This is a genomic window from Streptomyces sp. NPDC005374 (assembly GCF_042872225.1).
Lineage (GTDB): Bacteria > Actinomycetota > Actinomycetes > Streptomycetales > Streptomycetaceae > Streptomyces.
The window spans coordinates 437,131-459,808 of record NZ_JBIAKA010000008.1 but is presented as its reverse complement, the minus strand read 5'-3'; the positions used below and the strand labels follow the sequence as shown (position 1 = coordinate 459,808).

Sequence of the window (22,678 nt, the reverse complement as noted above, 5' to 3'; positions counted from 1 at the left end):
GGGTTGTCGCCGTCGGCGGTACTGCTGCTCAGTCGAGGGCCGCCGCCATGCGCCGTACCGCCTCGGTGATCAGCTCGGGGGCTGTCGCCAGGTTCAGCCGGACGAAGCCCGCGCCGCCCGTGCCGAACGGTTCGCCGGAGTTCAGGGCGACCCGGCCGCGCTCCAGGAAGACCGCCGCCGGATCGCCGGGCAGGTCCAGCGAGCGGCAGTCCAGCCAGGCGAGGTAGGTGGCCCGGCCCGGTTCGTGGCGCACGGCGGGCAGGTGCTCGGCGAGGAGCCCGGCCAGCAGCCGTCGGTTGTCGTCGAGGCCGGTGAGCAGGGCGTCGAGCCAGGCGCCGCCGTCCCGCAGCGCGGCGGTGTGGGCGATCACGCCGACGTGGCTGGGGCCGTGACCGACCTCCTCCGGGATGCGCGCGAGGTCGTCGGCCGCGTCGGGCCCTGCGACGGCCACGGCGGCTTTGAGCCCGGCCAGGTTCCACGCCTTGGAGGCCGACATCAGCGACAGCCCGTTCCCCGCGCCGGGGACGCCGAGGTAGGGCACGAAGGTCTGACCGGCCGCCATGACCGGGGCGTGGATCTCGTCGGCCACGACACGCACGCCGTAGGTCTGCGACAGCGCCGCCACGGCCGCCAGTTCGTCGGCGGTGTGGACGGTGCCGGTCGGGTTGTGCGGGCTGCACAGCAGATACACGGGCCGCCCGGCACCTTTCCGGGCCCGCCCGAACGTTTCCTCCAGTACGCCGAAGTCGATCCGGCCGTCCTCTCCGAGCGGAGCCTCGACGACCCGTCGGCCCATGTGGCCGACGAACTGGTAGAACGGCGGATACACGGGCGAGTTGACGATGACGGGATCACCCGTCCCGGAGATCAGCTTGAGCATCTCGACGATGCCCAGCATCACGTCGGGGACGATCGTCGTACGCTCCACCGCGAGCCCGTCCCAGCCCCACCGCTCGGCGGCGAAGTCGGCCAGCGCCTCGGCGTACGCCGTCCCGGCCGGGTAGCCCGTGTCGCCCAGCGCCACCGCGTCCCGGATCGCCGCTGCGACCGGTTCGGCCAGGGGGACGTCCATCTCGGCGACCCACAGCGGCAGCACGTCCTCCGGATAGGTCCGCCACTTCATGCTCGTACGCCGCCGGAGCTGTTCCAGGGAGAGCAGGCGCAGCGGATTCACGGCGGTGGCGGGGCTGGGTGCGGGGATGTCACGAGGCATACCGTCCATGGGCCAAAGGTAGGTGATGGCCTCCTGCGGTCCCCTGGATCGCCCGGTGTGCGCGGAGAGTGCCTGCGGACGGCTCGCGTTCCGCCGTGGCCTGGGGCACGGTGGAGTGACGCGTGACACAGCAGTCACGGCGGAGAGGAGCACCCGCATGTCGAACCACACGTACCGGGTCACCGAGATCGTGGGCACCTCGCCCGACGGCGTGGACCAGGCGATCAGCAACGGGATCCGGCGTGCCTCGCAGACCCTGCGGAACCTCGACTGGTTCGAGGTGATCCAGGTGCGGGGCCAGATCGAGGACGGGCAGGTCGCCCACTGGCAGGTGGGGCTGAAGGTCGGTTTCCGCCTCGACGAGTCCGACTGACGGTCCGCCCAACCCCTCTGCAACACCCCGGGCCCACTTCCCGGCTCAGGTCCGCCCCTCCCGCTCCTGCGCCACCTCGAGCTCGGCGGAGGGGGCGGTCCAGCGTGCCCGGACCACGGTGAACCCGGCTCGTTCGGCGTCCTGACAGACCAGTTCGTCGTCGTCCACCAGGACCCTGATCTCCCTGCTGCCGGCGAGTCGCTTCAGGATCTCCAGCTTGGTGCGTCGGGCGGGCCGCCGGTCGTCGTTGCGCCGCATGTGCACGCGCCCCTCGGGGAGCCCCTGCGCGGCCAGCCAGGCGAGCGTGTCGCGTCGGCAGCGCTCGGGGCGGCCGGTGAGGTAGACGATCTCGCACTCCTGAGCTTTCTCGAGCACCAGCGCGATGCCCTGCGCGAGCGGCGGGTCCTTGGGCGCGGCCGCGAAGAAGGCGTCCCAGTCGCGCGGCGCGCGCTCCAGGAACCGCTGCCGGTGGGCCGTGTCGGCCAGTGTGTTGTCCAGGTCGAACACGGCGAGCGGGCGCTTGTCACTGTCGATCACACCGCCACCCTACGCAGGCGCGGCCGGTCCCCCTATGATCGCTCCGCTTCGGCGTCCGCCGCGGCCGTACCCGCCCTCCGAGACAGGCCGAAGACGATGACCGGCAGCGTCCGCAAAGCTCCCTGGTTCCTTGCCCGTTCCGCGCAGGCGGCGATAGCGGTGGCCGCCGTGGCGGACGTGTTCCGCGCGGCGGCGGTCCGCGATCATCAGGTGCGCCGCACGGACGCGTCCCTGCACAGGTCGGGCCTCATCTCCATGATCTTCCTGTACCTGATGACGCTCGCGATCGTGCTGTTCCTCGGTTGGCTCGCCCGGTCCCGGAGCAACGCCCAGGAGCTGTCGGCCGGGTCCCCGGTCCCGGGCACGGGCTGGACGATCGGCGCGTGGTTCATACCGGTGGTCAACCTCTTCGTCCCGCGCAGGCTCGTCCTCGACATCGGGGGCGCGAGCTCCGCGTCGTGGGCGCGGAAGCGCGACACGACGCTGGTGAACCTGTGGTGGGCTGCCTGGATCGGGCACGCGGTCGTGCTCGTGGTGGCGGGCGGGGTGTCCCCGGGATCGATGGTCTCCCTCGGGGGTGGCGGAGGCGCTCATGATCGCGGCGGCCGTGCTGCTGGGGCTCGTCATCGAACGCATCACGACGCTGCAGAGTGCCGCACTCGGCGCCGCGGTCCCGGTCGCACCCCTCGCCCAGGCGTAGGGCGGCTCCCCCGGCACCGCCCCACAGCAACCAGGCGACGGCAACGGCTTCAAGCTCGGCGGGGGCAGTCCCGCGCCGGCGGTGGCACACACCCTGCGCAACTCGATCGCCTTCAAGAACGCCGCCCACGGCGTCACCGACAACGGCAACACCGGCGCCCTCGCCGTGAGTCGGAACACGACCTGGGCCAACGGCGGAACCGGCTTCGACGCCGATGTCTCCGGCGGCACGGCCAAGTTGACCGCGAACCTGTCCGTCGCCGACACGAAGGCGGCCGCCCTCGGTTCGGCGACCGTCTCCAGTGGCAACTCCTGGGACCTGGGCGGCACTTGGAACGCGGCCTCGGTCCTGAGCACGGATCCGGCGGCCATCACGGGACCGCGCGCGGCGGATGGTTCTCTGCCGTCGGCTCCTTCCTTCCTGGTGCCGCGTGGCGGGGCGGCGATCGGAGCGCGCTTCTAGCGGGAGCCACCCCACCCACACGCGGTGATCGGTGCAGGCCGCATGCTTCTCCCATGTCCTCGACGTCTCGTACCTTCCTGGCCGGCTCCGGCTCCTGCACCCTCGTCGTCTGCCGGGGCTGCTGCTGCGGCGACGCCCGCAAAAACCCCGGCACCGACCACGCCTGGCAGCTGGAGCTGTTGCGGGCCGGTGCGGCGGAGCACGGCTTCCAGGTCCGTACGACCGACTGCCTGGGCCCCTGCGACCAGGCGAACGTCATCGTCGTGCGCCCCTCGGCCGCCGGGCGCCGGGCGGGTGGGCGGGCCGCCTGGATCGGGTTCGTCATGGACGACGAGGCCACCGAGGAGGTCGTGCGGTGGGCGGCGGCGGGCGGGCCGGGGGTCGCCGAGCCGCCGCTCACGCTGGAGTTGCAGTTCATCGAGCCGCCCCGGGAGGCCCGGGTGAAGTCCCGGCGCCGCCGCTGATTGTTAATGGGATCCATTTTCATGTAGCGTCCTCGGTGCTCACCCACCGAGGCCACCGAAGAGGTTCCCGCCATGGCTGTCCCCAAGCGGAAGATGTCCCGCAGCAACACCCGCCACCGCCGCTCCCAATGGAAGGCCACCACCGCGCAGTTGGTGCCGGTCACGATCGAGGGCGTCGCGCATCTCGTCCCGCAGCACCTGGTCAAGGCGTACGAGCGCGGCCTGCTGCGCCCCGAGGGCTGAGGGCCGGACCGGATGCCGTACGACCGTCTGCCCGTCACCGTCCTCTCCGGGTTCCTCGGGGCGGGCAAGACGACGCTCCTCAATCACGTCCTCGCCAACCGCGAGGGCCTCAGGGTCGCCGTCATCGTCAACGACATGAGCGAGGTCAACATCGACGCGGCGCTGGTGCGCGGCGGCGAGGCCGCGCTGTCGCGGACAGAGGAACGCCTGGTCGAGATGACCAACGGCTGCATCTGCTGCACCCTGCGCGACGATCTGCTGGAGGAGGTGGACCGGCTGGCCCGCGAGGGCCGCTTCGACCATCTGCTCATCGAGAGCTCGGGAATCTCCGAACCCATGCCAGTAGCCGCCACCTTCGCCTTCGCCCGCGACGACGGCGCCGCCCTCGGGGACGTGGCCCGCCTCGACACCATGGTCACCGTCGTGGACGCGGCCAACTTCCTTCCCGAGCTGGAGAGGGGCGACGAACTCGCCGAGCGCGGGCTCGCCCCCTTCGAGGACGACGAACGCACAGTCAGTGATCTGCTCGTCGACCAGATCGAGTTCGCGGACGTCCTCGTGCTCAACAAGCTCGACCTCGTCGACGCGCAGGCGGCGGCCCGGCTGCGGGCTGCTCTCATCCGCCTCAATCCCGTCGCCCGGATCGTCGAGGCGGAGCACTCGCGCGTGGATCTCCAACAGGTCCTGGGCACCGGCCTGTTCGACCTGGAGCGCGCCCAGCAGGCGCCGGGCTGGGTCCAGGAGCTCAACGGCGAGCACGTGCCCGAGACCGAGGAGTACGGCGTCTCCTCCACCGTCTTCCGCGCCGAACTGCCCTTCCACCCCGGCCGGTTGTGGGACCTCGTCACCGCGGGCCTGGACAGCGGGGCGTACGGGCGGATCCTGCGCTCGAAGGGCTTCTTCACCCTGGCCAGCCGCCCGCACGTGACGGGCCTGTGGTCCCAGGCCGGTTCGGTGGCCCGCTTCGAGCCGTCCGCGGCCCGCGACACCGAGGCGTCGTACGCCCAGGAACTGGTCTTCATCGGCACCCAGTTGGAGCACGCCGAGCTGCACAAGGCGCTCAGCGCCTGTCTGCTCGCCCCTGACGAGCACTCCCCCGTGGTCGACCCGTTCCCCGCCTGGGAGACCTACGGCGTCGACGACACCTGCGACCACGAACCCGCCGAAGCCCACGCTCACGCGGCAGTGTCGTAGAACTCGGCGCGCACCCGACGCAGCCACGCCTCGGCCGGCGCCTCGTCGGGCCGGTCGGGCAGGGCGCTGCGGGTCTCGGCGAAGGCGGTCTCGTAGCGCGCGAGCAGCGACCTGGCCGCCGAGGTGTCGGCGGCGACCGAGTCGCCGAAGCGGTGGTACTCCTCGGGGTCCTCGACCCGCACCGCCAGCCGGCCGGTGACGTACAGCTCCAGACCCTGGTGGCAGAGCCGCTTCAGGTGCCGGGCGTGCTTGGCGGTGCGCCGGTCGCCGCCGCGGTTCTCCAGCCGCCTGAACTGCTGGGCGGCGTACCCGAGATAGGCGTCCCGGACCCGCTCGGCGCTCAGGAACGACCCGCGGATGCCGATGAGTTCGTCACCCAGCGGGGCGCGCACCTCGTACAGCTCGTCGGGCAACCACACCAGTTCCATGACGGTCGGGTTGCCGCCGAGGGCGAGCCGGCACCACTTCGCCGCCTCGTGCAGGGTGCGGTCCGGCGCCGTGGTGACGTGGGACTCCCTGGGCGTGTGCAGACCGAGCAGGGTCTCGGTGGGCGCGGCGAACATGCCGAGCCGGTCCACGTCGGAGCCCTCGCGGGCGAGTCCGTACGCGGTCGAACCGACGATGCCGGAGAGCAGGATGTTCTGGACGGTCACCGGCCCATTGTGCTGACCTGCGGTGATCGCGGTCATCAGGTTTTCCGGGGGAATACCGCTGCCGGTCGGGCGTTGAACCCTGTGTGAGTTCCGTGATCGCCGCCACCCGCTTCTCCGTCCTGGACCGCTCCCGCACCCGCGAGGGCGGCACGAACGCGCAGGCACTGCAGGACACCGTCCAGCTGGCGCGGGAGTTGGAAAGGCTCGGCTACCACCGCTTCTGGGTCTCGGAGCACCACGGTGTGCCGGGAGTCGCGGGCTCCGCACCGACGGTGCTGGCAACCGCCGTCGCCTCCGCCACCGACACGATCCGGGTCGGCACCGGCGGCGTGATGCTGCCCAACCACCAACCCCTCGTCGTGGCCGAACAGTTCGGCGTACTGGAGTCCCTCTTCCCCGGCCGTATCGACATGGGCCTGGGACGCTCGGTCGGCTTCACCGACGGCGTGCGCAGGGCGCTGGGCCGCGGCAAGGACGACGCCGACGACTTCGCCGTACAGCTGGAGGAACTGCTCGGCTGGTTCCGCGGGACCTCCCCGACGGGGGTGCACGCCCGTCCGGCCGAGGGCCTGAGCGTGCCGCCCTTCGTGCTGGCCATGGGCGAGGGCGCCCAGATCGCGGCCCGAGCGGGTCTGCCGATGGTCATCGGCGACCTGCGGAACCGGGAGAAGATGCAGCGCGGCATCGACCACTACCGCGCCCAGTTCCGCCCCTCTCCCTGGGCGCCGGAACCGTACGTCGTGGTCTCCGGCACGATCGCCGTCGCGGCCACCCCCGAGGAGGCCCGCCGTCTGCTGATCCCGGAGGCCTGGTCGATGGCGTACTCCCGAACCCACGGCACCTTCCCTCCCCTGCCCTCCGCCGAGCGCGTCGAAGGGCTCACGATGTCGGAGAAGGAGCGCGGCTTCTACGAGTCCGGTCTCACCGGGCACATCGCGGGCACCGAGGAACAGGTCGCGCATGCACTGGAGACGCTGCTGAAGGAGACGGGCGCGCAGGAGGTCCTGGTCACCACCAGCACGTACGACCGTGGCGCCCTTGTGGACTCCTACCGGCGGCTGGCCGCGATCACCGCCGGTTAGCGGCTGGGGCCGGCCGCGTGCTCCCCGGTCGGCCCGTGGCACGCGCACGACTGTGCCGCCCGGGCCAGTGAGCGGCGGTCGGGGTGGCTGCCCGGGCCGACCGGCTCCGGGACGTCCACCTCCGCCACCAGCCCGCGCGCCGACACCACCCGCCACACCGAGGCGAGCAGGGAGTCGTCGCCGATGAACGCGGCGGCCGTGCCGGGCCCGCCGTCGACGAGGCGGTAGCGCAGGCTCACCGGCTGGACGGGCACCCCCGCGTCCAGGGCCGCCTGGAACACCGCGCGGCGGAAATGGCCCTGGGCACGGCCGCACCAGGTGCTTCCCTCGGGGAAGACGGCGACCGCGGCGCCCCCACGCAGGGCTTCGGCGATGCGGGCGACCGTGTCCGGCAGGGCCCGCAGCCGGTCCCTCTCGATGAACAGCGCGCCGCTGCGGGCCGTCAGCCGGCCCGCCACGGGCCACTGCCGGATATCGGACTTGGCGAGCATCCGGGCGGGGCGTACGGCGGCGAGCAGCGGGATGTCCAGCCAGGAGATGTGGTTGGCGACCAGGAGCACACCGCCCTCGGGCGCGGTGGCGCCGGTCATGCGGACCCGGACCCCCGCGGCCCGCACCACCGTCCGGCACCACCACCGGACCGCCCCGGCCGGCACCCGGCGGCCGACCGGCAGCAACGCGATCCCGGCGAGCAGCACCGCGGTGACCGCGACCAGCCGCAGCACGGCACGGGGTACGGCCGTGGCGGATGCCGCCGGACCCACGCACACCCCGGGGGTGCAGGGAGCACTGGGCAGCCAGACGCTCATCAGACCGGGGCCAGCGAGAGGAAGTGCCGCAGGTAGCGGGCGTTGACCCGGCGCATCGACAGCAGCACGTACATGTCGGCGACCCCGAAGTCGGGGTCGTGGGCGGGCCGGCCGCACACCCAGGCACCGAGACGGAGGTAGCCGCGCAGCAGCGGGGGCAGCTCGGTGTGGGCGGCGGGTGTGCCCTCGGCCGGCTCCCATGGCAGCAGGGGCCGTACCCGGAACTCCTCGGGGGCGAGGTACTTGGTGCGCACCCGGTCCCAGGTGCCGGCCGCGAGCGCCCCGCCGTCGGCGAGCGGGATCGAGCAGCAGCCGGCCAGCCAGTCGTGGCCGCGGTCCACCATGTAGCGGGCGATCCCGGCCCAGATGAGGCCGATGACGGCCCCGTCACGGTGGTCGGGGTGCACGCAGGAGCGGCCGACCTCGACGAGGCCCGGGCGGATGGCGGCGAGGGGTGAGAGGTCGAACTCGCTCTCCGAGTACAGGCGTCCGGCCACGGCGGCGCGTTCCGGGGGCAGCAGCCGGTAGGTGCCGACGACCTGGCCGGTCACGGTGTCGCGGACGAGAAGGTGGTCGCAGTGGGCGTCGAAGGCGTCGACGTCGAGGCCGGGCTCCTGGGTGGGCAGGAGGGCACCCATCTCCCCGGCGAACACGTCGTGCCGCAGCCGCTGCGCGGCCCGTACGTCGTCCTCGTCGCGGGCCAGGCTGACGGTGTAGCGGGTGGGGGCGACGCTCTGCGGGGGACGGTCGAGGGTGGAAACGCCGGTCATGGCACTCTCCAGGTCTCATGCGGAGGCGGCGAGCGGTGCCGCTGTCCCTGTTCTCCCGATGCTGGTTGGCGTGTACGTGACCAGGTCGGAGAGCGCGGATGTGGGGAGGTTGAACGGCTCGGACAAGGTGTCCGGGGCCTGCGACTCCGTCGACCGGACGGTGTCCCACCGGTGACCGGAGGGCAGCGCCCGTTCAGAGGCGCGGGGAACTGCGCGACCGGCCACGACGCACCCGCGCCCGGCGAACTACCGCTTGCCCGCCTTCCGCGTGGCCCGCAGCCATTCCCTGTTCATGCTCGTGATGGACACCAGCGGAATCCCCTTGGGGCAGGCGGTCGCGCACTCGCCCGCCAATGTGCACCCCCCGAACCCCTCGTCGTCCATCTGCGCCACCATGTCCAGCACCCGCGTCTCCCGCTCGGGCGCCCCCTGCGGCAGCACGTTCAGGTGGTTGACCTTGGCCGAGGTGAAGAGCATCGCCGCCCCGTTGGGACACGCGGCGACACACGCCCCGCATCCGATGCACTCGGCGTGCTCGAAGGCGAAGTCGGCGTCCGGCTTCGGCACCGGCGTGGCATGCGCCTCCGGAGCCGCTCCGGTGGGCGCGGTGACGTATCCGCCGGCCTGGATGATCCGGTCGAAGGCCGACCGGTCGACGACCAGGTCCTTGATCACGGGGAACGCGGACGCCCGCCACGGCTCGATGTCGATCGTGTCGCCGTCGGCGAAGGACCGCATGTGCAGCTGGCAGGTGGTGGTGCGCTCGGGCCCGTGGGCATCGCCGTTGATGACGAGCGAGCACGCGCCGCAGATGCCCTCGCGGCAGTCGTGGTCGAAGGCCACGGGGTCCTCACCGCGCAGGATGAGCTCCTCGTTGAGGGTGTCCAGCATCTCCAGGAAGGACATGTCGGACGAGATGCCGTCCACCTCGTACGTGGACATCGCTCCGTCGGCGTCGGTGTTCCGCTGCCGCCAGACTCGCAGGGTGAGCTTCATGCGTAGCTCCGCTGAGTGGGGTGGACGTACTCGAAGACCAGGTCTTCCTTGTGCAGGACGGGAGCCTCGCCGGTTCCGGTGAACTCCCAGGCCGCCGCGTAGGTGAACTCCTCGTCCCTGCGGGCGGCTTCGCCGTCGGGTGTCTGGGACTCCTCACGGAAGTGGCCGCCGCAGGACTCCTCGCGGTGCAGCGCGTCGAGGCACATCAGCTCGGCGAGCTCCAGGTAGTCGACGACACGGTTCGCCTTCTCCAGCGACTGGTTGAACTCCTCGCCGGTGCCCGGGACCTTGATGCGCCGCCAGAACTCCTCGCGGATCTGCGGGATGCGCTCGAGCGCCTTGCGCAGACCGGAGTCGGTGCGTGCCATCCCGCAGAACTCCCACATGAGTTCGCCGAGTTCACGGTGGAAGGAGTCGGGGGTGCGGTCGCCGTCGACGGCGAGGAGCAGATGGAGCCGGTCCTCGGTCTCCGCCAACACCTCCTGCACGGCGGGGTGTTCGTCTCTCACCTCGCCCTGGGTCGGGTTGCGGGCGAGGTAGTCGTTGATGGTCGCCGGCAGCACGAAGTAGCCGTCGGCCAGGCCCTGCATCAACGCGGAGGCGCCCAGGCGGTTCGCCCCGTGGTCGGAGAAGTTGGCCTCGCCGATCGCGAACAGGCCGGGGACGGTGGTCTGGAGGTCGTAGTCGACCCACAATCCGCCCATCGTGTAGTGCACGGCGGGGTAGATCCGCATCGGCACCTCGTACGGATCCTCGTCGGTGATCCGCTGGTACATGTCGAAGAGGTTGCCGTACTTGGCCTCGACGGCCCCCCGCCCCATCCGCTCGATGGCGTCGGCGAAGTCCAGGTACACGCCCTGTCCGCCGGGCCCGACTCCCCTGCCCTCGTCGCAGACGTTCTTCGCGGCGCGGGAGGCGATGTCGCGCGGGACCAGGTTGCCGAAGGACGGGTAGATGCGCTCCAGGTAGTAGTCGCGCTCGTCCTCGGGGATCCTGTTCGGCGGACGGTCGTCACCCTTGGCCTTCGGCACCCAGATCCGGCCGTCGTTGCGCAGCGACTCGCTCATCAGGGTGAGCTTGGACTGGTGCTCACCGGTGCGCGGGATGCACGTCGGATGGATCTGGGTGAAGCAGGGGTTGGCGAAGTGGGCGCCTCGGCGATGGGCCCGCCAGATCGCCGTCGCGTTGGAGTTCATGGCGTTCGTCGACAGGTAGAAGACGTTGCCATAGCCGCCGGAGGCCAGTACGACGGCGTCCGCGAAGTAGGTCTCGACGCGCCCGGTGACGAGATCCCGGGCCACAATCCCCCGCGCCCGTCCGTCCACGACGATCAGGTCGAGCATCTCGGTGCGCGCGTGCAACTCGACGTTCCCGGCGGCGATCTGCCTCGACAACGCCTGATACGCCCCCAGCAGCAACTGCTGGCCCGTCTGCCCGCGGGCGTAGAAGGTCCGGGAGACCTGCACTCCGCCGAAGGAGCGGGTGTCGAGCAGTCCGCCGTACTCCCGGGCGAAGGGCACGCCCTGTGCCACGCACTGGTCGATGATCTCGACGGAGATCTGCGCGAGCCGGTGCACATTCGACTCCCGCGCCCTGAAGTCGCCGCCCTTGACGGTGTCGTAGAACAGCCGGTGGATCGAGTCGCCGTCGTTGCGGTAGTTCTTGGCCGCGTTGATGCCGCCCTGCGCGGCGATCGAGTGGGCGCGGCGCGGAGAGTCCTGGTAGCAGAACTGGACGACGTGGTAGCCCTGTTCGGCGAGCGTGGCCCCGGCGGAACCACCCGCGAGCCCCGTCCCGACGACGATCACGGTGTGCTTGCGGCGGTTGGCGGGGTTGACCAGCCTGGCCTCGAAGCGGCGCTTGTCCCAGCGTTGGTCGACGGGGCCCGTCGGCGCCTTGGTGTCGACGACCGGCTCGCCGGTCGTGTAGTCGGTGTACGTCATCTTCAGCTCACCACTCCGGTCATGACGCCCACGGGTACGGCGATGAAGCCGGCCGTGAGCAGTAGTGCGAGGACGTTGGCGACCGTCTTGAGGGCGCGGTCGCGGGTGCGGCTGCCGACGCCGAGGGTCTGGGCGGCGCTCCAGAAGCCGTGCCGGACGTGCAGACCGAGGGCGAGCATCGCGACGATGTAGATGACGTTGCCGTACCAGGTGGAGAAGGTGTCCACGACGTTCTGGTACGGGTGGCCCTCCTGGAAGCCGCCGGAGTGCACGGTGCCGGTCGTGAGGTCGAGGATGTGCCACACGATGAACAGGGCGAGGATGATGCCGCCCCAGCGCATGGTGCGGGTCGCGTAGCTCGCCCGGGGCTTCTTGTGGACGTACTTGCCGGGCCGCGCCCTGATGTCACGGCGGCTGAGCTGGTACGCCGAGACGGCATGGGCGACGACGGCGGCCACCAGCACGATCCGGATGAGCCAGAGCGTCCACTCGTAGTGCATGAACGGTTCCCCGACCGTGCGCAGCCAGTGCGCGTAGTGGTTGAACTCGGTCGCCCCGAAGAAGATCTTCAGGTTGCCGATCATGTGGACGACCAGGTACAGCAGCATGATCAGGCCGCTCACGGCCATCACGGTCTTCTTTCCGACGGAGCTGTCCCACACGGTGCGTGCCATGGACGGCCGTCGGTCCGTCCGCGTTGCCAGAGCCATGGGTCAAGACGCTAGAGCCGGAGGACCTGATCGGTCCAAGACATGGTCCGGCTCGTTTCCATAGGGAACGGCTATCGTGAGGGGGTGCAGTTCCAGCAGCTCCAGTACTTCGTAGCGGTCGCCGAGGCCCGTCACTTCACCCGCGCCGCCGACCTGGTCCATGTCGCGCAGCCGTCCCTCTCCCAGCAGATCAAGGCGCTGGAGCGGGAACTCGGGGCCGATCTGTTCCTGCGGGCGCGCGGCAACATCACCCTCACCGACGCGGGCGAGGCCCTGCTGCCGCTGGCCCGCCGCATCCTCGCCGACGCGGACACGGCACGGCACGAGGTGCAGGAGCTGGTGCAGCTGCGCAGCGGCCGGGTCCGGCTCGGCGCGACCCCGAGCCTGTGCACCGGACTGCTGCCGGACGTGCTGCGGGCCTTCCACGACCGCTATCCCGGGATCCGGCTGATGATCGAGGAGGGCGGCTCCCACGACCTCGTACGGGAACTCGCGCGCGGCGCCCTCGACCTGGCCCTGGTGGTCCTCCCGCTGCCCACTCCGTCCCCCGCACTGACGACGGTGGAGCTGCTGCGCGAGGACCTGGTCGTCGTCTCGTCGCCGGAGTCGCCCCCGCCCGGCGGTCCGGGCCGGCGGACCGTGCGTGTCGCCGACCTGGAGAACGAGCCCCTGGTGATGTTCCGGCACGGCTACGACCTCCGCGAGCTGACCGTGGCCGCGTGCCGCGCCGAGGGCTTCGAGCCGGACTTCGCGGTGGAGGGCGGCGAGATGGACGCGGTGCTGGGTTTCGTGCGGGCGGGCCTGGGCGTGGCCGTCGTACCGCGCATGGTCGCCACGCGCTCGGGACGGGGGCTGCGGGTCACCCCGCTCGCCCGGCCCGGCCTGCACCGGACGATCGCGCTGGCCCACCGCAGCGACGTGGCTCCGCCGCGGGCGGCACGGGAGTTGCAGCGGATGCTGCTGGAGCGGTGAGCGGTCATAGCATGGGGTTTTCTCGCACGGGGGTGGGCGGATGGCACGACAGCGGATCATCGCGGTGGGCGCGGCGCTGATGGCGCTCGCGGGGTGCGCGGGTAGTGCCGCGTCCGACGGTTCCGGGGGCCCGACGGCTTCCGGCGGTTCCCGGTCCTCAATGGCGACGACTTCGATGTCGGTCTCGGGCCCGTGGCGCGCGTGGACGGCGACCCTCACCCGCCAGGAGGCCCACGGCGGTTGCGGCGCGACGGCGCACCAGGTGGTGTGCGCGACCGACTCCGGCGGATTCGTGGGCCGTTCGCGGGCCGACGGCCGTATCACCTGGACCGTGCCCTCCGACGGCCACGGCAAGAGCGCCGGACTGGTCGTCGACGCGGCCGCCGAACGGGCCGTGACCGGGGTCGCCGGAGTGCTGCGCGCGGCGAACCTGAGGACGGGCGCGCAGGCGTGGACCCATCGGTCGGCCACCGGGAGCATCTACGCCGCCCTCGGCGCGGCGGACGGTGTCGTCTATGCCGTCGGAGCGACGGACCCCACGTCAAGTACCGCCGTACTGGACGCCGTTCGCGCATCCGACGGCGCGCCCCTCTGGCACCGGACCGTCGCCTGGAGCACGGGCGAACCCCTCGCCGCCTTCGGGGGCCGTGTCTACACCGGCGACGGCACCCGCCGGGTCACCGCCCGCGACGCCCGTACCGGCGCCACGGTCGCGACCAGCCCCGCAAGCGTCGAGTGCCAGCACCTCGTCACCGGCGGCCACTACCTGGTCTGCACCGGCAGCCCGTTCTCCGCCGGGGACATCTTCCCGCCCATGCGGCGCCTGGATCCGGCGACGCTGAGGCCGCTGCCGACCCCCAGGAACACGATCGACAAGCCGGTACGCGGGGTGATCTCCGAGGACGGGGTCCTGGTGCTGTACGAGGCCGGCGCCGAGGATACGAGCGCGGGCAACTGGTTCGCGTACGACCTGAAGAACGACCGCAAGCTGTGGAGCACGTACGCCACCGAGGCGGACGCCGCCGTGGCCGACGGCCGGTTCGTGACCTTCACCCCCGTCAACGACCAGACCAATCGGGGCCGCGTGCTCACGATCGACCTGCACGCCGGACCGCAGGGGACTGGGACCGCCGCGCCCCGCATGGCCCCGCCGTACGCGCAGACGCGGGACGGCGAACACCCCACGCTCATCGCGCCGGGTGGAGACGCGGGCCATGTCGTCGTCATGGCCCGCACCCACGGCTCCCTGCGCTCGCTCCCGCTGCCCTAGTCCGAGGCGGGCCTCAGCCCGTCGCGTCCGCCAGCGCCAGGTCGTGCAGCCGGTCCGGCGGGCCCGGGCGGGCGTAGTACCAGCCCTGGGCCGTGTCGCAGCCCAGTATCCGCAACTGCTCGGCCTGGGCGCCGGTTTCGACGCCCTCGACCGTCACCGCGAGGTTCAGGCTGTGGGCGAGCGAGACGATCCCCTCGACGATCTTGAGGTCGACGGTGTCGGCGGGGAACTGCTGCATGCTCTGGGTGAAGGAGCGGTCGAGCTTGAGGATGCTGACCGGGAGGCGGCGCAGGTTGGCCAGGTTCGAGTAGCCGGTGCCGAAGTCGTCGAGGGCGATGTCGACGCCCATCTCGGCGAGCCGGCGCAACGGCTTGAGCAGGTCGTCGTCGGCGCCGATGAGGGCCGACTCGGTCACCTCCAGGCAGAGCGCCTCCGGTTCGACGCCGGTGCGCTCCAGGATGTCCACGGTCTCCTGGACCAGGCCGGGGTGGGTGAGCTGGCACGGCGAGAGGTTGACATTGATGCGGAGAGGGCCGTTCGCCTCGTCCGCACCGTAGCGTTCTCGCCACTCGCGGACCTGTCGCACCGACTGCTCGAGGACCCACCGGCCCAGCGGCACGATCAGCCCGGTGTGCTCGGCGAGCGGGATGAACCGGTCCGGGCCGAGGACGCCGTGCTGTGGATGCAGCCAGCGCACCAGCGCCTCGGCGCCCCGCACGCTGCCGTCGCCGAGGTGGACCAGCGGCTGGTACTCGATGAAGAACTCGCCCCGCTCCAGGGCCGCGGGCAGCGCCGTGGTCAGTCCGTGCCGGGTGATCGCGCGGGCGTCGGCCTCCGGGTCGGCCAGCTCGAAGCGGTTGCCGCCCGCCGACTTGGCCCGGTACATCGTGATGTCGGCGCTGCGCAGCACCTCCGCGGGGCCGCGCTCCCCCGCCGGGCCCTCGACGATGCCGATGCTGCCGCGCACGGTCAGCTCCCGGCCCTCGATGCGGACCGGGGCGAGCAGCGCGTTCATGATGCGCGCCGCGAGGTCGTCGACCTCGGCCTCGGTGTCCGGGCCCGTGGTCAGCGCCACGAACTCGTCGCCGCCGAGGCGGGCGACCATCTCGCCGGGCGCGGTCGCGCAGGACTGGAGCCGGTCGGCGACCTCGACGAGCAGCCGGTCGCCGGCCGCGTGGCCGAGGCTGTCGTTGATGGTCTTGAAGCCGTCCAGGTCGAGGTAGCACAGGCCGAACCGCTGGCCCTCGCCCGCGCTGACCGCCTTCTCCAGTCGCTCGAAGAACAGCGTCCGGTTGGGCAGTCCGGTGAGGGCGTCGTGGGTGGCCTCGTAGCGCAGCCGGAGGTTGAGCAGCCGGCGCTCGGTGGTGTCCTCCATGAGGGCGAGCTGGTACTGCGGGACGCCGTCGGCGTCACGCAGCAGGGACACCGTCAGGTTGGTCCACAGGACGGTTCCGTCCGGGCGGGAGAAGGCCTTTTCGACGTGGTAGTGCTCGCGGTCGCCGCGGACGAGTTCGTCGTACAGCGTCCAGGTCTGGGGCGCGTCGTCGGGGTGGGTCCACTCCTGGACCCTGCGGCCGCGCATCGTCTGGTCGGTGAGGCCGAACATGCGCAGCAGCGCGCCGTTGACCTGGAGGACGTTGCCGTCCAGGTCGGCGATGCCGATCCCTATGGCCGCGCCCTCGAAGACCGCCCGGAAGCGGGCCTCGGTCGCGTGCAGCGCCTGCGCCACGACGCCCTGCGCCTCCAGCGCGGCCTGTGCGATGGCCTCCTGCTCGGCCAGCGTCCGCTCCCGCAGCGCCTGCGCGAACCCCGCGGCCATGGCGTGCTGGAGCCGCGCGGACCGGCTGCGCAGGTCCTCGGGGTCGCCGTCGCCGCCGCAGTAGAGCACCAGATAGGCGTCGACGCAGTCCAGGGAGCGGGTCAGCGCGTCCGGGTCGGTGCAGTGCGCGGCGACGAGGGCGGCGCCGACCGCCCGGCCCTCGTCCGTGTCGGGGATCCTGGCCAGCAGAGCCTCGCTCAACCGGCGGGCCAGCGGCAGCAGTTGCTCCTCGAACTCCGGGCGGGTCGAGGACGTCGACGTCACCGGGAACACGGCCCGGCTCCAGATCGTCACGAACCGGCGCAGTCTGTCCTCCGGGCTGTCCGGCTCCGCGCTCACGCCGTCCGCCCCACGCCGCCGAACTGGGAGAAGGCCCACGGGTCCTCGTCGTCGGGGTCCCAGTTCTCCGACTCCGGCCGCCACCGCGGCATCGGCACCAGTCCGGGTTCCACCATGTCGTACCCCTCGAAGAACCGTGCGATCTCGTCGTGCGAGCGCATGACCAGCGGGTTGCGAATGTCCTCGTACACGTCCATCGCGCCCTGAACCTGCTCCTGCGACAGCGGGATTCCCTCGTACGCGGCATGCGTCAGCACCAGCAGGCTGCCGGGCGCGAGCGCGTCGCGCAGCCGCGCCACCGCTCCGTAGGGGTCGTCCGCGTCTTCCACGAAGTGCAGTATGGCAACGAGGAGCAGCGCCACCGGACGGTTCAGGTCGATCAGCCGCTGGACCTCGGGGCTGTCCAGGATCTCCTGGGGCTTGAGGAGGTCGGCCGCGACGACGCCCGCGTCCGCGTTGTCCGCGATGACCGCCCGGCTGTGCGCGACGGCCACCGGGTCGTGGTCGACGTAGACGACGCGGGCGCCGGGGCTGGCGCTCTGGGCGACCTCGTGGACGTTCCCGAAGGTGGGGATGCCGGAGCCGACGTCCAGGAACTGGGTGATGCCCTGATCGACCGCGAACCGCACCGCCCGCCGCATGAACGCCCGGTTCGCCTGCATGATCTTCGGCAGTCCCGGAACGTGCTCCATGGCCTTGCGGGCCGCCTCCCGGTCGGCCTCGAAGTTGTGCGAACCGCCCAGGTAGAAGTCGTAGATACGCGCCACGCTCGGCACCGAGATGTCGATGCTCCGGGGAGCCCAGGCGGGACGCTCCATGTATCTCTCCAAGGCGTAGGCGATCCGGTGTTCGAGCTGAGGCTACTGATCGCCCGCCAAAGGAGCGAGCGGAAACGGAAATTGACCGTCCGTTCCCGGTCACTGCCTACGGCACGTGCCGCTGTGACGCCCCTTTCGGATCCCTACGAAAAGTAGGCGCCGCACTGCGGAGAGTTCCGAAGTGGGCGCCGACTCGCGGGGAGTTGGGGGGAATGACGGCAAACCGGTCCGACCCCTCCGTGCGGTGCGGAGGGGTCGGGCCGGTGGATCGGTGAGGCCGGTGTCACTTGTCGGAGACGCCGACCATGTCTCCGTTGGGGCGGACGGCGTACCAGGTGCCGCCGACGCCCTGTCCGTTGGTGTCTCCCGCCGCCTTGTCACCCGCAAAGGTGTAGATCGGCGAGCAGTTGACCGTCTGCTGCTTGACGCCGTCGGAGCGGGTGAAGCTCATCAGGCCCTTCTTCTGGACGTCCTTGGTGTCGTTCGCCGACACGGGACCCACGACCGGCCACTTCTCCAGGCAGGCGCCCGTGCAGTTGGAGACCGGCTCGGGCCACGCCTTGTCCTTGGCGAAGCGGTAGACCGTCATGCCGTTCTTGTCGACGACGATCTCGCCCAGGTTGGGGTCGTTGCGCGTGGACAGTCCGGGCAGGCTGGCGAGTGTCGCCTTCTTGCCGGTGGGGGCCAGCGCGTACCACTTGCCGCCCACACCCTGGCCGGTCAGATCGCCGGCCTTGGTGTCCTTGGCGTAGCGGTAGGCCGGCCAGCCGGCGATGGTCAGCTGCTTGGTGCCGTCGGTGCGGGTCACCTCACCGAGCAGCGCCTTGTCGATACCGGCACCCGCCGAGGCGTCGTCCGCGGGCACCGGGGGCCAGGCCGAGGCGCAGTCACCGTCGCAGTTGGACTTCGGCGGCTCCGCGGTGTCCTCGTCGAATCGGTAGAGGCTGAGGCCGTTGCTGTCGGTCAGCACTTTCCCGATCTCGGCGTTCGCGGAAACCTCGAGCTTGCCGGCCGAGGCCGACTGGGCTCCCAGGTTTCCCTGCCCGATCGCGGTCGAACTCGCGCTGGGGCTGGTTTCGGTGCCGGTGCCGACACCGGTGCCCACACCGCCGTAGCCGCCCGCCGGCGCTGTGGCACCGACGTTCTGGCTGCCCACCGACGAGGTGCCGCCTTCCTGGCCGCACGCCGTCGTCAGCGCCAGCACGACCGCAGCACTCGCCACGAGTGAGGCGTTCCGCCAGGAGGTCTTCATCGTCAACTCCCCATAATTGCTAAGGGTGTTGCAGCGCCCGTCTGCGCCGCCGCACGACAATGGATACGCACCGGACCAGGGGTTGCGTTCAGCCGTCCCACAAATTTCTTTCCGGAGACTGTGACCGCACCCGCCTCAGGTCGCACACACGTACGTCTTCTCGGACGGGCGAGCGTTCCGGATTCAAACATCGGGCGATGTTTTATCCCTCTTTCGGAGCAATCTCTTCGCGCCCGCGCGTGAGACGGCGCGGCAGGCCTCATGATCTCCGTCGTGCACCGACCCGAATCGCCCCAAGCGGCCTCCGCCATACGGATGTTGGCCCTGTTGACATTGACGTGGGCGCTCATCGGTCCGACGGCCGGGGTGGCCGAGGCGGATGCCTGCGCCTACGCCTCGGTCGGTCCCGACGGCGCCGAGGTCGTCGCGGCCGCCGGGAGCCTCACGTGGCCCACTCCGCCGTCGTGCCACAAGCCGAAACCCACGCCCACCCCGACCCCCACTCCACCCGAGCCGCCTTGCACTCCGACGCCCTCCCCCGACCCCACACCGACGCCGCGCCCGACGCCGAGGCCCCCGAAGCCGACGCCGACGCCGACGCCCGAGCCGACGCCCACGCCCCCGCCGCCGCCCGCCCCGGCACCAGAGCCGGCGGCACCACGGCCGCGACCGACGCCGCCCCCGGCACCTGCCCCGCCCCCCGCTCCGACACCGACTCCCACCCCGACCCCCAGCCGGACGCCGCCGCCCAGGCCGGCCCCCGGCCCCTCCGCGTCCCCGGTGAACTACCCGGTCTACCACCGCGCGAAGGCGCCCGACCGGTCGCCGCACAGCACGACCTCACCCGTGATCTACGTCCTGCTCATCACCGTCCCCGCGGTGGTGGCCGTGGCCGCCCTGCGGCCCCGCTAGTGCCGATCTTGGAGGCACACCTTGCCTGAATGGCTTGTTCTCATCCTCGCGATGGTGGCCGTGTGCGCCGTGGTGGTCACCATCACCCTCGTCCGCCACAAGACGGCCGCCGTGGACGAGGACCCCAGCGAGACCCCGGACGTCATCGAGTACATGACGATGTGGATCGGGGTGGTCTACGCCATCGTCCTGGGCCTGGCCATCGCAGGCGTCTGGGAGGCCCGCAGCGCCGCCCAGGACCACGTCCAGGCGGAGGCCCAGGCGCTCCACGAGGTCTCGGAGCGGGTCCAGGTGTATCCGGTCGACGTCCGTGACCGTATTCGGGGCGATGTCAACGCCTATGTCGGACACGTCGTCACCGTCGAGTGGAAGGAGATGGCCGACCACGACCGCACGACCGAGCGCGGCACCGAGCTCCTGGACCGGCTCCGCACGGACGTCACCTCCTACCAGCCGAAGTCCGACTTCGAGGCCCAGGCCTACCAGCCCCTCGTCGACCAGGTGGCGGCCGTGGACCAGGCCCGCAACGCCCGCGCCGACTCGGTCGCACCGACGATGCCCGGGGTGGTGTGGTTCGGCCTGCTGGGCGGTGGCGTCATCACCATCGGGATGGTCTTCGCCCTCCAGATCCGCCGGACACCGCGTGAACTGGTGCTCGCCGCCCTGTTCTCCTCGCTGATCGCGTTCCTGCTCTTCCTGATCTGGGACTTCGACGCCCCCTACAGCCGTGGCATCACGGCATCGGCGGAACCGTTCCTCGCGCTCTTCCCGGGCGTCAAGGGCTGACGGCGTCTCACCACGGGCACCTTCGGGGGACGTCCGGCGTCCGACACGCCGCCGGCGTCCCCTGAGCGGCCCACACGTGTGCCCCATTCGGCGCGACTGCGATCGCGCGGACGTACACCTGTTCCTAGCGTTTCGGTCATCGAGGTGCATTTCCGACGTAGGCGGAAAAGGTCCGCAGCTGCTCCTCGGGGACCGGAGGATCCACCATGCGCGCGATACGCGTCGCCTCGGCCGCACTGCTGGGCATCAGCGCCCTGACCTTCTCCGCGCCGGCCGCCGTGGCGAAGGGCGACAACAACATCACGCCCTTCGGCTTCAGTGTCCTGCCCTCGACCATCGCCGCGGGCGGACAGGTGACGCTGCGCCTGGAGCGGGACCACGGCGGCTGCAAGGGCTCGGCGACGGTCACCTCGGCGGTCTTCGACACCATCACCATCCCCTCGCACAGGAACCAGGCGACGGCCGTCGTCGACTGGGACGCGAGACCCGGCGCGGCGTACCAGGTGACGTTCACCTGTGACGGGGTGAGCGGGTCCACGGGCCTGACCATCGCCGGCGGCCGCCCGGTCGGCCCCACCCCTGTGCCGCTCCAGCCCGGCCGCGGCGTGCACGCCGGTGAGGGCGGCAGCCTCGCCGGGTTCGACCTCAAGGAGATCGGTATGGGTGCCGCGCTCATCGCGGGCTCGATCGGGGCGGCGTACCACTTCTCCCGTCGCCGCACCGGCGAGGACGGCGGCTGACCCTACGTACACGGACGTCCGCCCCGGTCCCTTTCGGCAACCGGGGGCGGACGTCCGTGTCACGTGCGGTCGGAGTTCTCCGAAGCGGCGGGGATCAGATGTGCCGCTCGGACCGGCGGCGCATCCAGAAGACTCCGCCGCCGATGACCGCCAGGGCCACGAGACCGCCGCCGATGGCCATGTCGGTCGGGGTGGCCCCGGTGGAGCTGCTGCCGCCGAGACCACCGCGGACACCACCGATGACGGTGAACGCCGTGGGGTTGATCACGGTGCCGTTGGCGCAGACGACGCTCATGCTGTGGGACCCCGTCGCGGCGTTCTGGTTGACCGTGGCGGTCCCGGTCGCCACGTTGCCGGGACTCACCGTCAGCTTGGTCGCCGGGAACGCGTCCGAGCTCACGGTGGCGGGGTTGGTGCAGTTGTTGACGGTGATGGTCAGTTGGCCGCCCCGGGCGATGACGCTGGGCAGGGCGACGGCGTTGCTCGGGTTCAGGTTCATGCCGTCCCGCGCGACGGCCGCCGGGGCGGCGAGTCCGAGTACGGCGATCGCGGCGCCGGCGGCCGCCAGGGCACGAGTAGTACGCATGTGATCCTCCGCGGAAGACGCCCCGGGAACGGTCCCCCGGTTGATCGGCGAGAAAGCGCCTCCCAGACAGACCCTCAGATGCCTTGCGCCGGACCGCATTTCGGCAATGCTCCGTCCTGGTGAGAGGACACGCCGAACGAACATCGCACAATCGGATATCTCCGCAGGTCACGGACCGTCAGAAAATTCCTGTTCACGGCAACTCGGATGGCGCACCACACGCATTCGGGGCCACCCGTTCGCGTCTGCCCCGTCGCCGCATTCACGCGCGGGACTTAGCGTTCTTCCATGCGCGCATGACGTGGCGACGGCCGTGTCGAGAGGGGAAGTCAATGTCTGCGTCCGAGCTGGCCGGTCTGGCCGAAGAGGAGGAGCGGCGCAGGAAGCGCGCTCCCTGGGGCGTGATAGCGCTAGTTCTGCTGACCGGCCTCGCGCTCATCCGGAACGGTTCGGGGGAGTTCGACGTCGGGCCGCCGCAGCCCGCGTCGGCGGCCGCGGCGGACAGCCGGGTGGCACCCGGCAGCACCTTCGGCAACTCCCCCGCCCCCCTGCCGTACGCCGCGCCCGACCGGGTCTCCATCCCGTCGATCCGGGTCGACGCGCCGGTGATGCCGGTCGGCCTGGACGCGGACGGCTGGGTCGGCGCGCCGCCGCCGGAGGACCCGAACCTGGCCGGCTGGTTCACCGGCGCGGTCTCCCCGGGCGAGAAGGGCACCGCCGTCGTCGTCGGCCACGTCGACAACAAACAGGGCCCCGCCGTGTTCTACGGACTCGGGGCCCTGAAGAAGGGAAATCGCGTCGAGATCAGACGCAAGGACGGAAAGACGGCGGTCTTCGAGATCTACGGCATCGAGGTGTTCGAGAAGAACGATTTCCCGGGCGACCGCGTCTACGGCTCGAAGGGCACGCCCGAATTGCGGGTCATCACCTGCGGGGGCGGCTTTTCCAAACAGAGCGGTTACGCCGGGAACGTCGTCGCCTTCGCCCGCCTGGTCGAGGTCCGCTGAGCGTTCCCCGACCGGGCGGGCGTGTTCC

Annotated in this window: 24 protein-coding genes and 1 pseudogene; 13 read left to right on the top strand and 12 right to left on the bottom strand. The window is 71.3% G+C overall.

Features of this window, described 5'->3' with window-relative positions:
• Positions 1-28: 28 nt before the first annotated feature.
• A complete protein-coding gene (locus ACFYRX_RS22980; RefSeq protein WP_389102752.1) occupies positions 29-1,213 on the bottom strand; it encodes a MalY/PatB family protein in 1,185 nt (394 codons plus the stop codon).
• A gap of 157 nt (positions 1,214-1,370) precedes the next feature.
• Between ACFYRX_RS22980 and ACFYRX_RS22975 the strand changes: the two genes are divergently transcribed.
• Complete coding sequence (locus ACFYRX_RS22975) at positions 1,371-1,586, top strand: dodecin (protein WP_389102611.1); 216 nt, start codon at positions 1,371-1,373, stop codon at positions 1,584-1,586.
• 45 nt (positions 1,587-1,631) lie between these two features.
• Here ACFYRX_RS22975 and ACFYRX_RS22970 read toward each other — a convergent pair whose 3' ends face one another.
• Complete coding sequence (locus tag ACFYRX_RS22970) at positions 1,632-2,123, bottom strand: hypothetical protein (protein ID WP_389102608.1); 492 nt, start codon at positions 2,121-2,123, stop codon at positions 1,632-1,634.
• Positions 2,124-2,219: 96 nt separating this feature from the next.
• Here ACFYRX_RS22970 and ACFYRX_RS22965 point away from each other — a divergent pair.
• The 5 genes and pseudogenes from ACFYRX_RS22965 to ACFYRX_RS22945 form a co-directional block, all read left to right on the top strand.
• Positions 2,220-2,609, top strand: a pseudogene (locus ACFYRX_RS22965) (DUF4328 domain-containing protein); the annotation flags it as partial.
• A gap of 295 nt (positions 2,610-2,904) precedes the next feature.
• Positions 2,905-3,285 carry a hypothetical protein gene (locus ACFYRX_RS22960; protein ID WP_389102757.1) on the top strand — a complete coding sequence of 127 codons (381 nt, stop codon included), beginning with the start codon at positions 2,905-2,907 and terminating at the stop codon, positions 3,283-3,285.
• Positions 3,286-3,338: 53 nt separating this feature from the next.
• Positions 3,339-3,749, top strand: coding sequence for a (2Fe-2S) ferredoxin domain-containing protein (locus ACFYRX_RS22955; protein WP_389102750.1), 411 nt, complete (start codon positions 3,339-3,341; stop codon positions 3,747-3,749).
• A 72-nt stretch (positions 3,750-3,821) separates the two neighbouring features.
• On the top strand, positions 3,822-3,992 hold the full coding sequence (gene rpmF, locus ACFYRX_RS22950) for a 50S ribosomal protein L32 (protein WP_389102606.1): 171 nt from the start codon (positions 3,822-3,824) through the stop codon (positions 3,990-3,992).
• A 12-nt stretch (positions 3,993-4,004) separates the two neighbouring features.
• Positions 4,005-5,186 (top strand): GTP-binding protein, encoded by a 1,182-nt coding sequence (locus ACFYRX_RS22945; RefSeq protein ID WP_389102604.1) that lies wholly within the window; start codon positions 4,005-4,007, stop codon positions 5,184-5,186.
• On the opposite strand, the gene ACFYRX_RS22940 is transcribed toward ACFYRX_RS22945, so the two are convergent.
• The gene (locus ACFYRX_RS22940; RefSeq protein WP_389102601.1) at positions 5,168-5,875 is read right to left on the bottom strand and encodes a DNA polymerase beta superfamily protein; all 708 of its coding nucleotides are present in this window, start codon (positions 5,873-5,875) and stop codon (positions 5,168-5,170) included. The two genes, ACFYRX_RS22945 and ACFYRX_RS22940, sit on opposite strands and share 19 nt — an antisense overlap.
• 47 nt (positions 5,876-5,922) lie before the next feature.
• On the opposite strand from ACFYRX_RS22940, the gene ACFYRX_RS22935 reads away from it, so the two are divergent.
• Entirely contained in the window at positions 5,923-6,921 is a 999-nt protein-coding gene (locus tag ACFYRX_RS22935; RefSeq protein ID WP_389102598.1) for an LLM class flavin-dependent oxidoreductase, read from the top strand.
• Here ACFYRX_RS22935 and ACFYRX_RS22930 read toward each other — a convergent pair.
• From ACFYRX_RS22930 to ACFYRX_RS22910, 5 genes are all read right to left on the bottom strand, one after another.
• Entirely contained in the window at positions 6,918-7,730 is an 813-nt protein-coding gene (locus ACFYRX_RS22930) for a lysophospholipid acyltransferase family protein (RefSeq protein ID WP_389102595.1), read from the bottom strand. The two genes, ACFYRX_RS22935 and ACFYRX_RS22930, sit on opposite strands and share 4 nt — an antisense overlap.
• Positions 7,730-8,500 (bottom strand): GNAT family N-acetyltransferase, encoded by a 771-nt coding sequence (locus tag ACFYRX_RS22925; RefSeq protein ID WP_389102593.1) that lies wholly within the window; start codon positions 8,498-8,500, stop codon positions 7,730-7,732. The genes ACFYRX_RS22930 and ACFYRX_RS22925 overlap by 1 nt, the downstream gene beginning before the upstream one ends.
• Before the next feature lie 246 nt (positions 8,501-8,746).
• A complete protein-coding gene (locus ACFYRX_RS22920; protein ID WP_389102591.1) occupies positions 8,747-9,496 on the bottom strand; it encodes a succinate dehydrogenase/fumarate reductase iron-sulfur subunit in 750 nt (249 codons plus the stop codon).
• Positions 9,493-11,439 carry a fumarate reductase/succinate dehydrogenase flavoprotein subunit gene (locus ACFYRX_RS22915; RefSeq protein ID WP_389102588.1) on the bottom strand — a complete coding sequence of 649 codons (1,947 nt, stop codon included), beginning with the start codon at positions 11,437-11,439 and terminating at the stop codon, positions 9,493-9,495. Before ACFYRX_RS22915 ends, ACFYRX_RS22920 begins: the two co-directional genes overlap by 4 nt.
• Before the next feature lie 2 nt (positions 11,440-11,441).
• Positions 11,442-12,113, bottom strand: a complete 672-nt coding sequence (locus tag ACFYRX_RS22910; protein WP_389102747.1) for a succinate dehydrogenase — start codon at positions 12,111-12,113, stop codon at positions 11,442-11,444.
• A 120-nt stretch (positions 12,114-12,233) separates the two neighbouring features.
• Here ACFYRX_RS22910 and ACFYRX_RS22905 point away from each other — a divergent pair, with 120 nt between their 5' ends.
• Together ACFYRX_RS22905 and ACFYRX_RS22900 are read left to right on the top strand one after the other, a co-directional pair.
• Positions 12,234-13,121 (top strand): LysR family transcriptional regulator, encoded by an 888-nt coding sequence (locus ACFYRX_RS22905; RefSeq protein ID WP_389102585.1) that lies wholly within the window; start codon positions 12,234-12,236, stop codon positions 13,119-13,121.
• Between the two features lie 40 nt (positions 13,122-13,161).
• Complete coding sequence (locus ACFYRX_RS22900) at positions 13,162-14,391, top strand: PQQ-binding-like beta-propeller repeat protein (RefSeq protein ID WP_389102582.1); 1,230 nt, start codon at positions 13,162-13,164, stop codon at positions 14,389-14,391.
• Positions 14,392-14,404: 13 nt separating this feature from the next.
• Here ACFYRX_RS22900 and ACFYRX_RS22895 read toward each other — a convergent pair whose 3' ends face one another.
• From ACFYRX_RS22895 to ACFYRX_RS22885, 3 genes are all read right to left on the bottom strand, one after another.
• The gene (locus ACFYRX_RS22895) at positions 14,405-16,549 is read right to left on the bottom strand and encodes a putative bifunctional diguanylate cyclase/phosphodiesterase (protein ID WP_389102580.1); all 2,145 of its coding nucleotides are present in this window, start codon (positions 16,547-16,549) and stop codon (positions 14,405-14,407) included.
• Positions 16,546-17,367, bottom strand: a complete 822-nt coding sequence (locus ACFYRX_RS22890) for an SAM-dependent methyltransferase (RefSeq protein ID WP_389102577.1) — start codon at positions 17,365-17,367, stop codon at positions 16,546-16,548. Before ACFYRX_RS22890 ends, ACFYRX_RS22895 begins: the two co-directional genes overlap by 4 nt.
• A gap of 283 nt (positions 17,368-17,650) precedes the next feature.
• Positions 17,651-18,619 (bottom strand): SCO0930 family lipoprotein, encoded by a 969-nt coding sequence (locus tag ACFYRX_RS22885; protein WP_389102575.1) that lies wholly within the window; start codon positions 18,617-18,619, stop codon positions 17,651-17,653.
• Positions 18,620-19,399: 780 nt separating this feature from the next.
• Here ACFYRX_RS22885 and ACFYRX_RS22880 point away from each other — a divergent pair.
• The 3 genes from ACFYRX_RS22880 (at position 19,400) to ACFYRX_RS22870 (ending at position 21,057) form a co-directional block, all read left to right on the top strand.
• Positions 19,400-19,531 carry a hypothetical protein gene (locus ACFYRX_RS22880; protein WP_389102572.1) on the top strand — a complete coding sequence of 44 codons (132 nt, stop codon included), beginning with the start codon at positions 19,400-19,402 and terminating at the stop codon, positions 19,529-19,531.
• A gap of 21 nt (positions 19,532-19,552) precedes the next feature.
• A complete protein-coding gene (locus tag ACFYRX_RS22875; protein ID WP_389102570.1) occupies positions 19,553-20,317 on the top strand; it encodes a hypothetical protein in 765 nt (254 codons plus the stop codon).
• 206 nt (positions 20,318-20,523) lie between these two features.
• Positions 20,524-21,057 carry a hypothetical protein gene (locus ACFYRX_RS22870; protein WP_389102568.1) on the top strand — a complete coding sequence of 178 codons (534 nt, stop codon included), beginning with the start codon at positions 20,524-20,526 and terminating at the stop codon, positions 21,055-21,057.
• A gap of 94 nt (positions 21,058-21,151) precedes the next feature.
• Here the strand turns inward: ACFYRX_RS22870 and ACFYRX_RS22865 are convergent, their stop codons facing one another.
• Positions 21,152-21,643 (bottom strand): hypothetical protein, encoded by a 492-nt coding sequence (locus tag ACFYRX_RS22865; RefSeq protein ID WP_389102565.1) that lies wholly within the window; start codon positions 21,641-21,643, stop codon positions 21,152-21,154.
• A 332-nt stretch (positions 21,644-21,975) separates the two neighbouring features.
• Between ACFYRX_RS22865 and ACFYRX_RS22860 the strand changes: the two genes are divergently transcribed.
• Positions 21,976-22,650 carry a class F sortase gene (locus ACFYRX_RS22860; protein WP_389102562.1) on the top strand — a complete coding sequence of 225 codons (675 nt, stop codon included), beginning with the start codon at positions 21,976-21,978 and terminating at the stop codon, positions 22,648-22,650.
• The last annotated feature ends 28 nt before the right edge of the window (positions 22,651-22,678 follow it).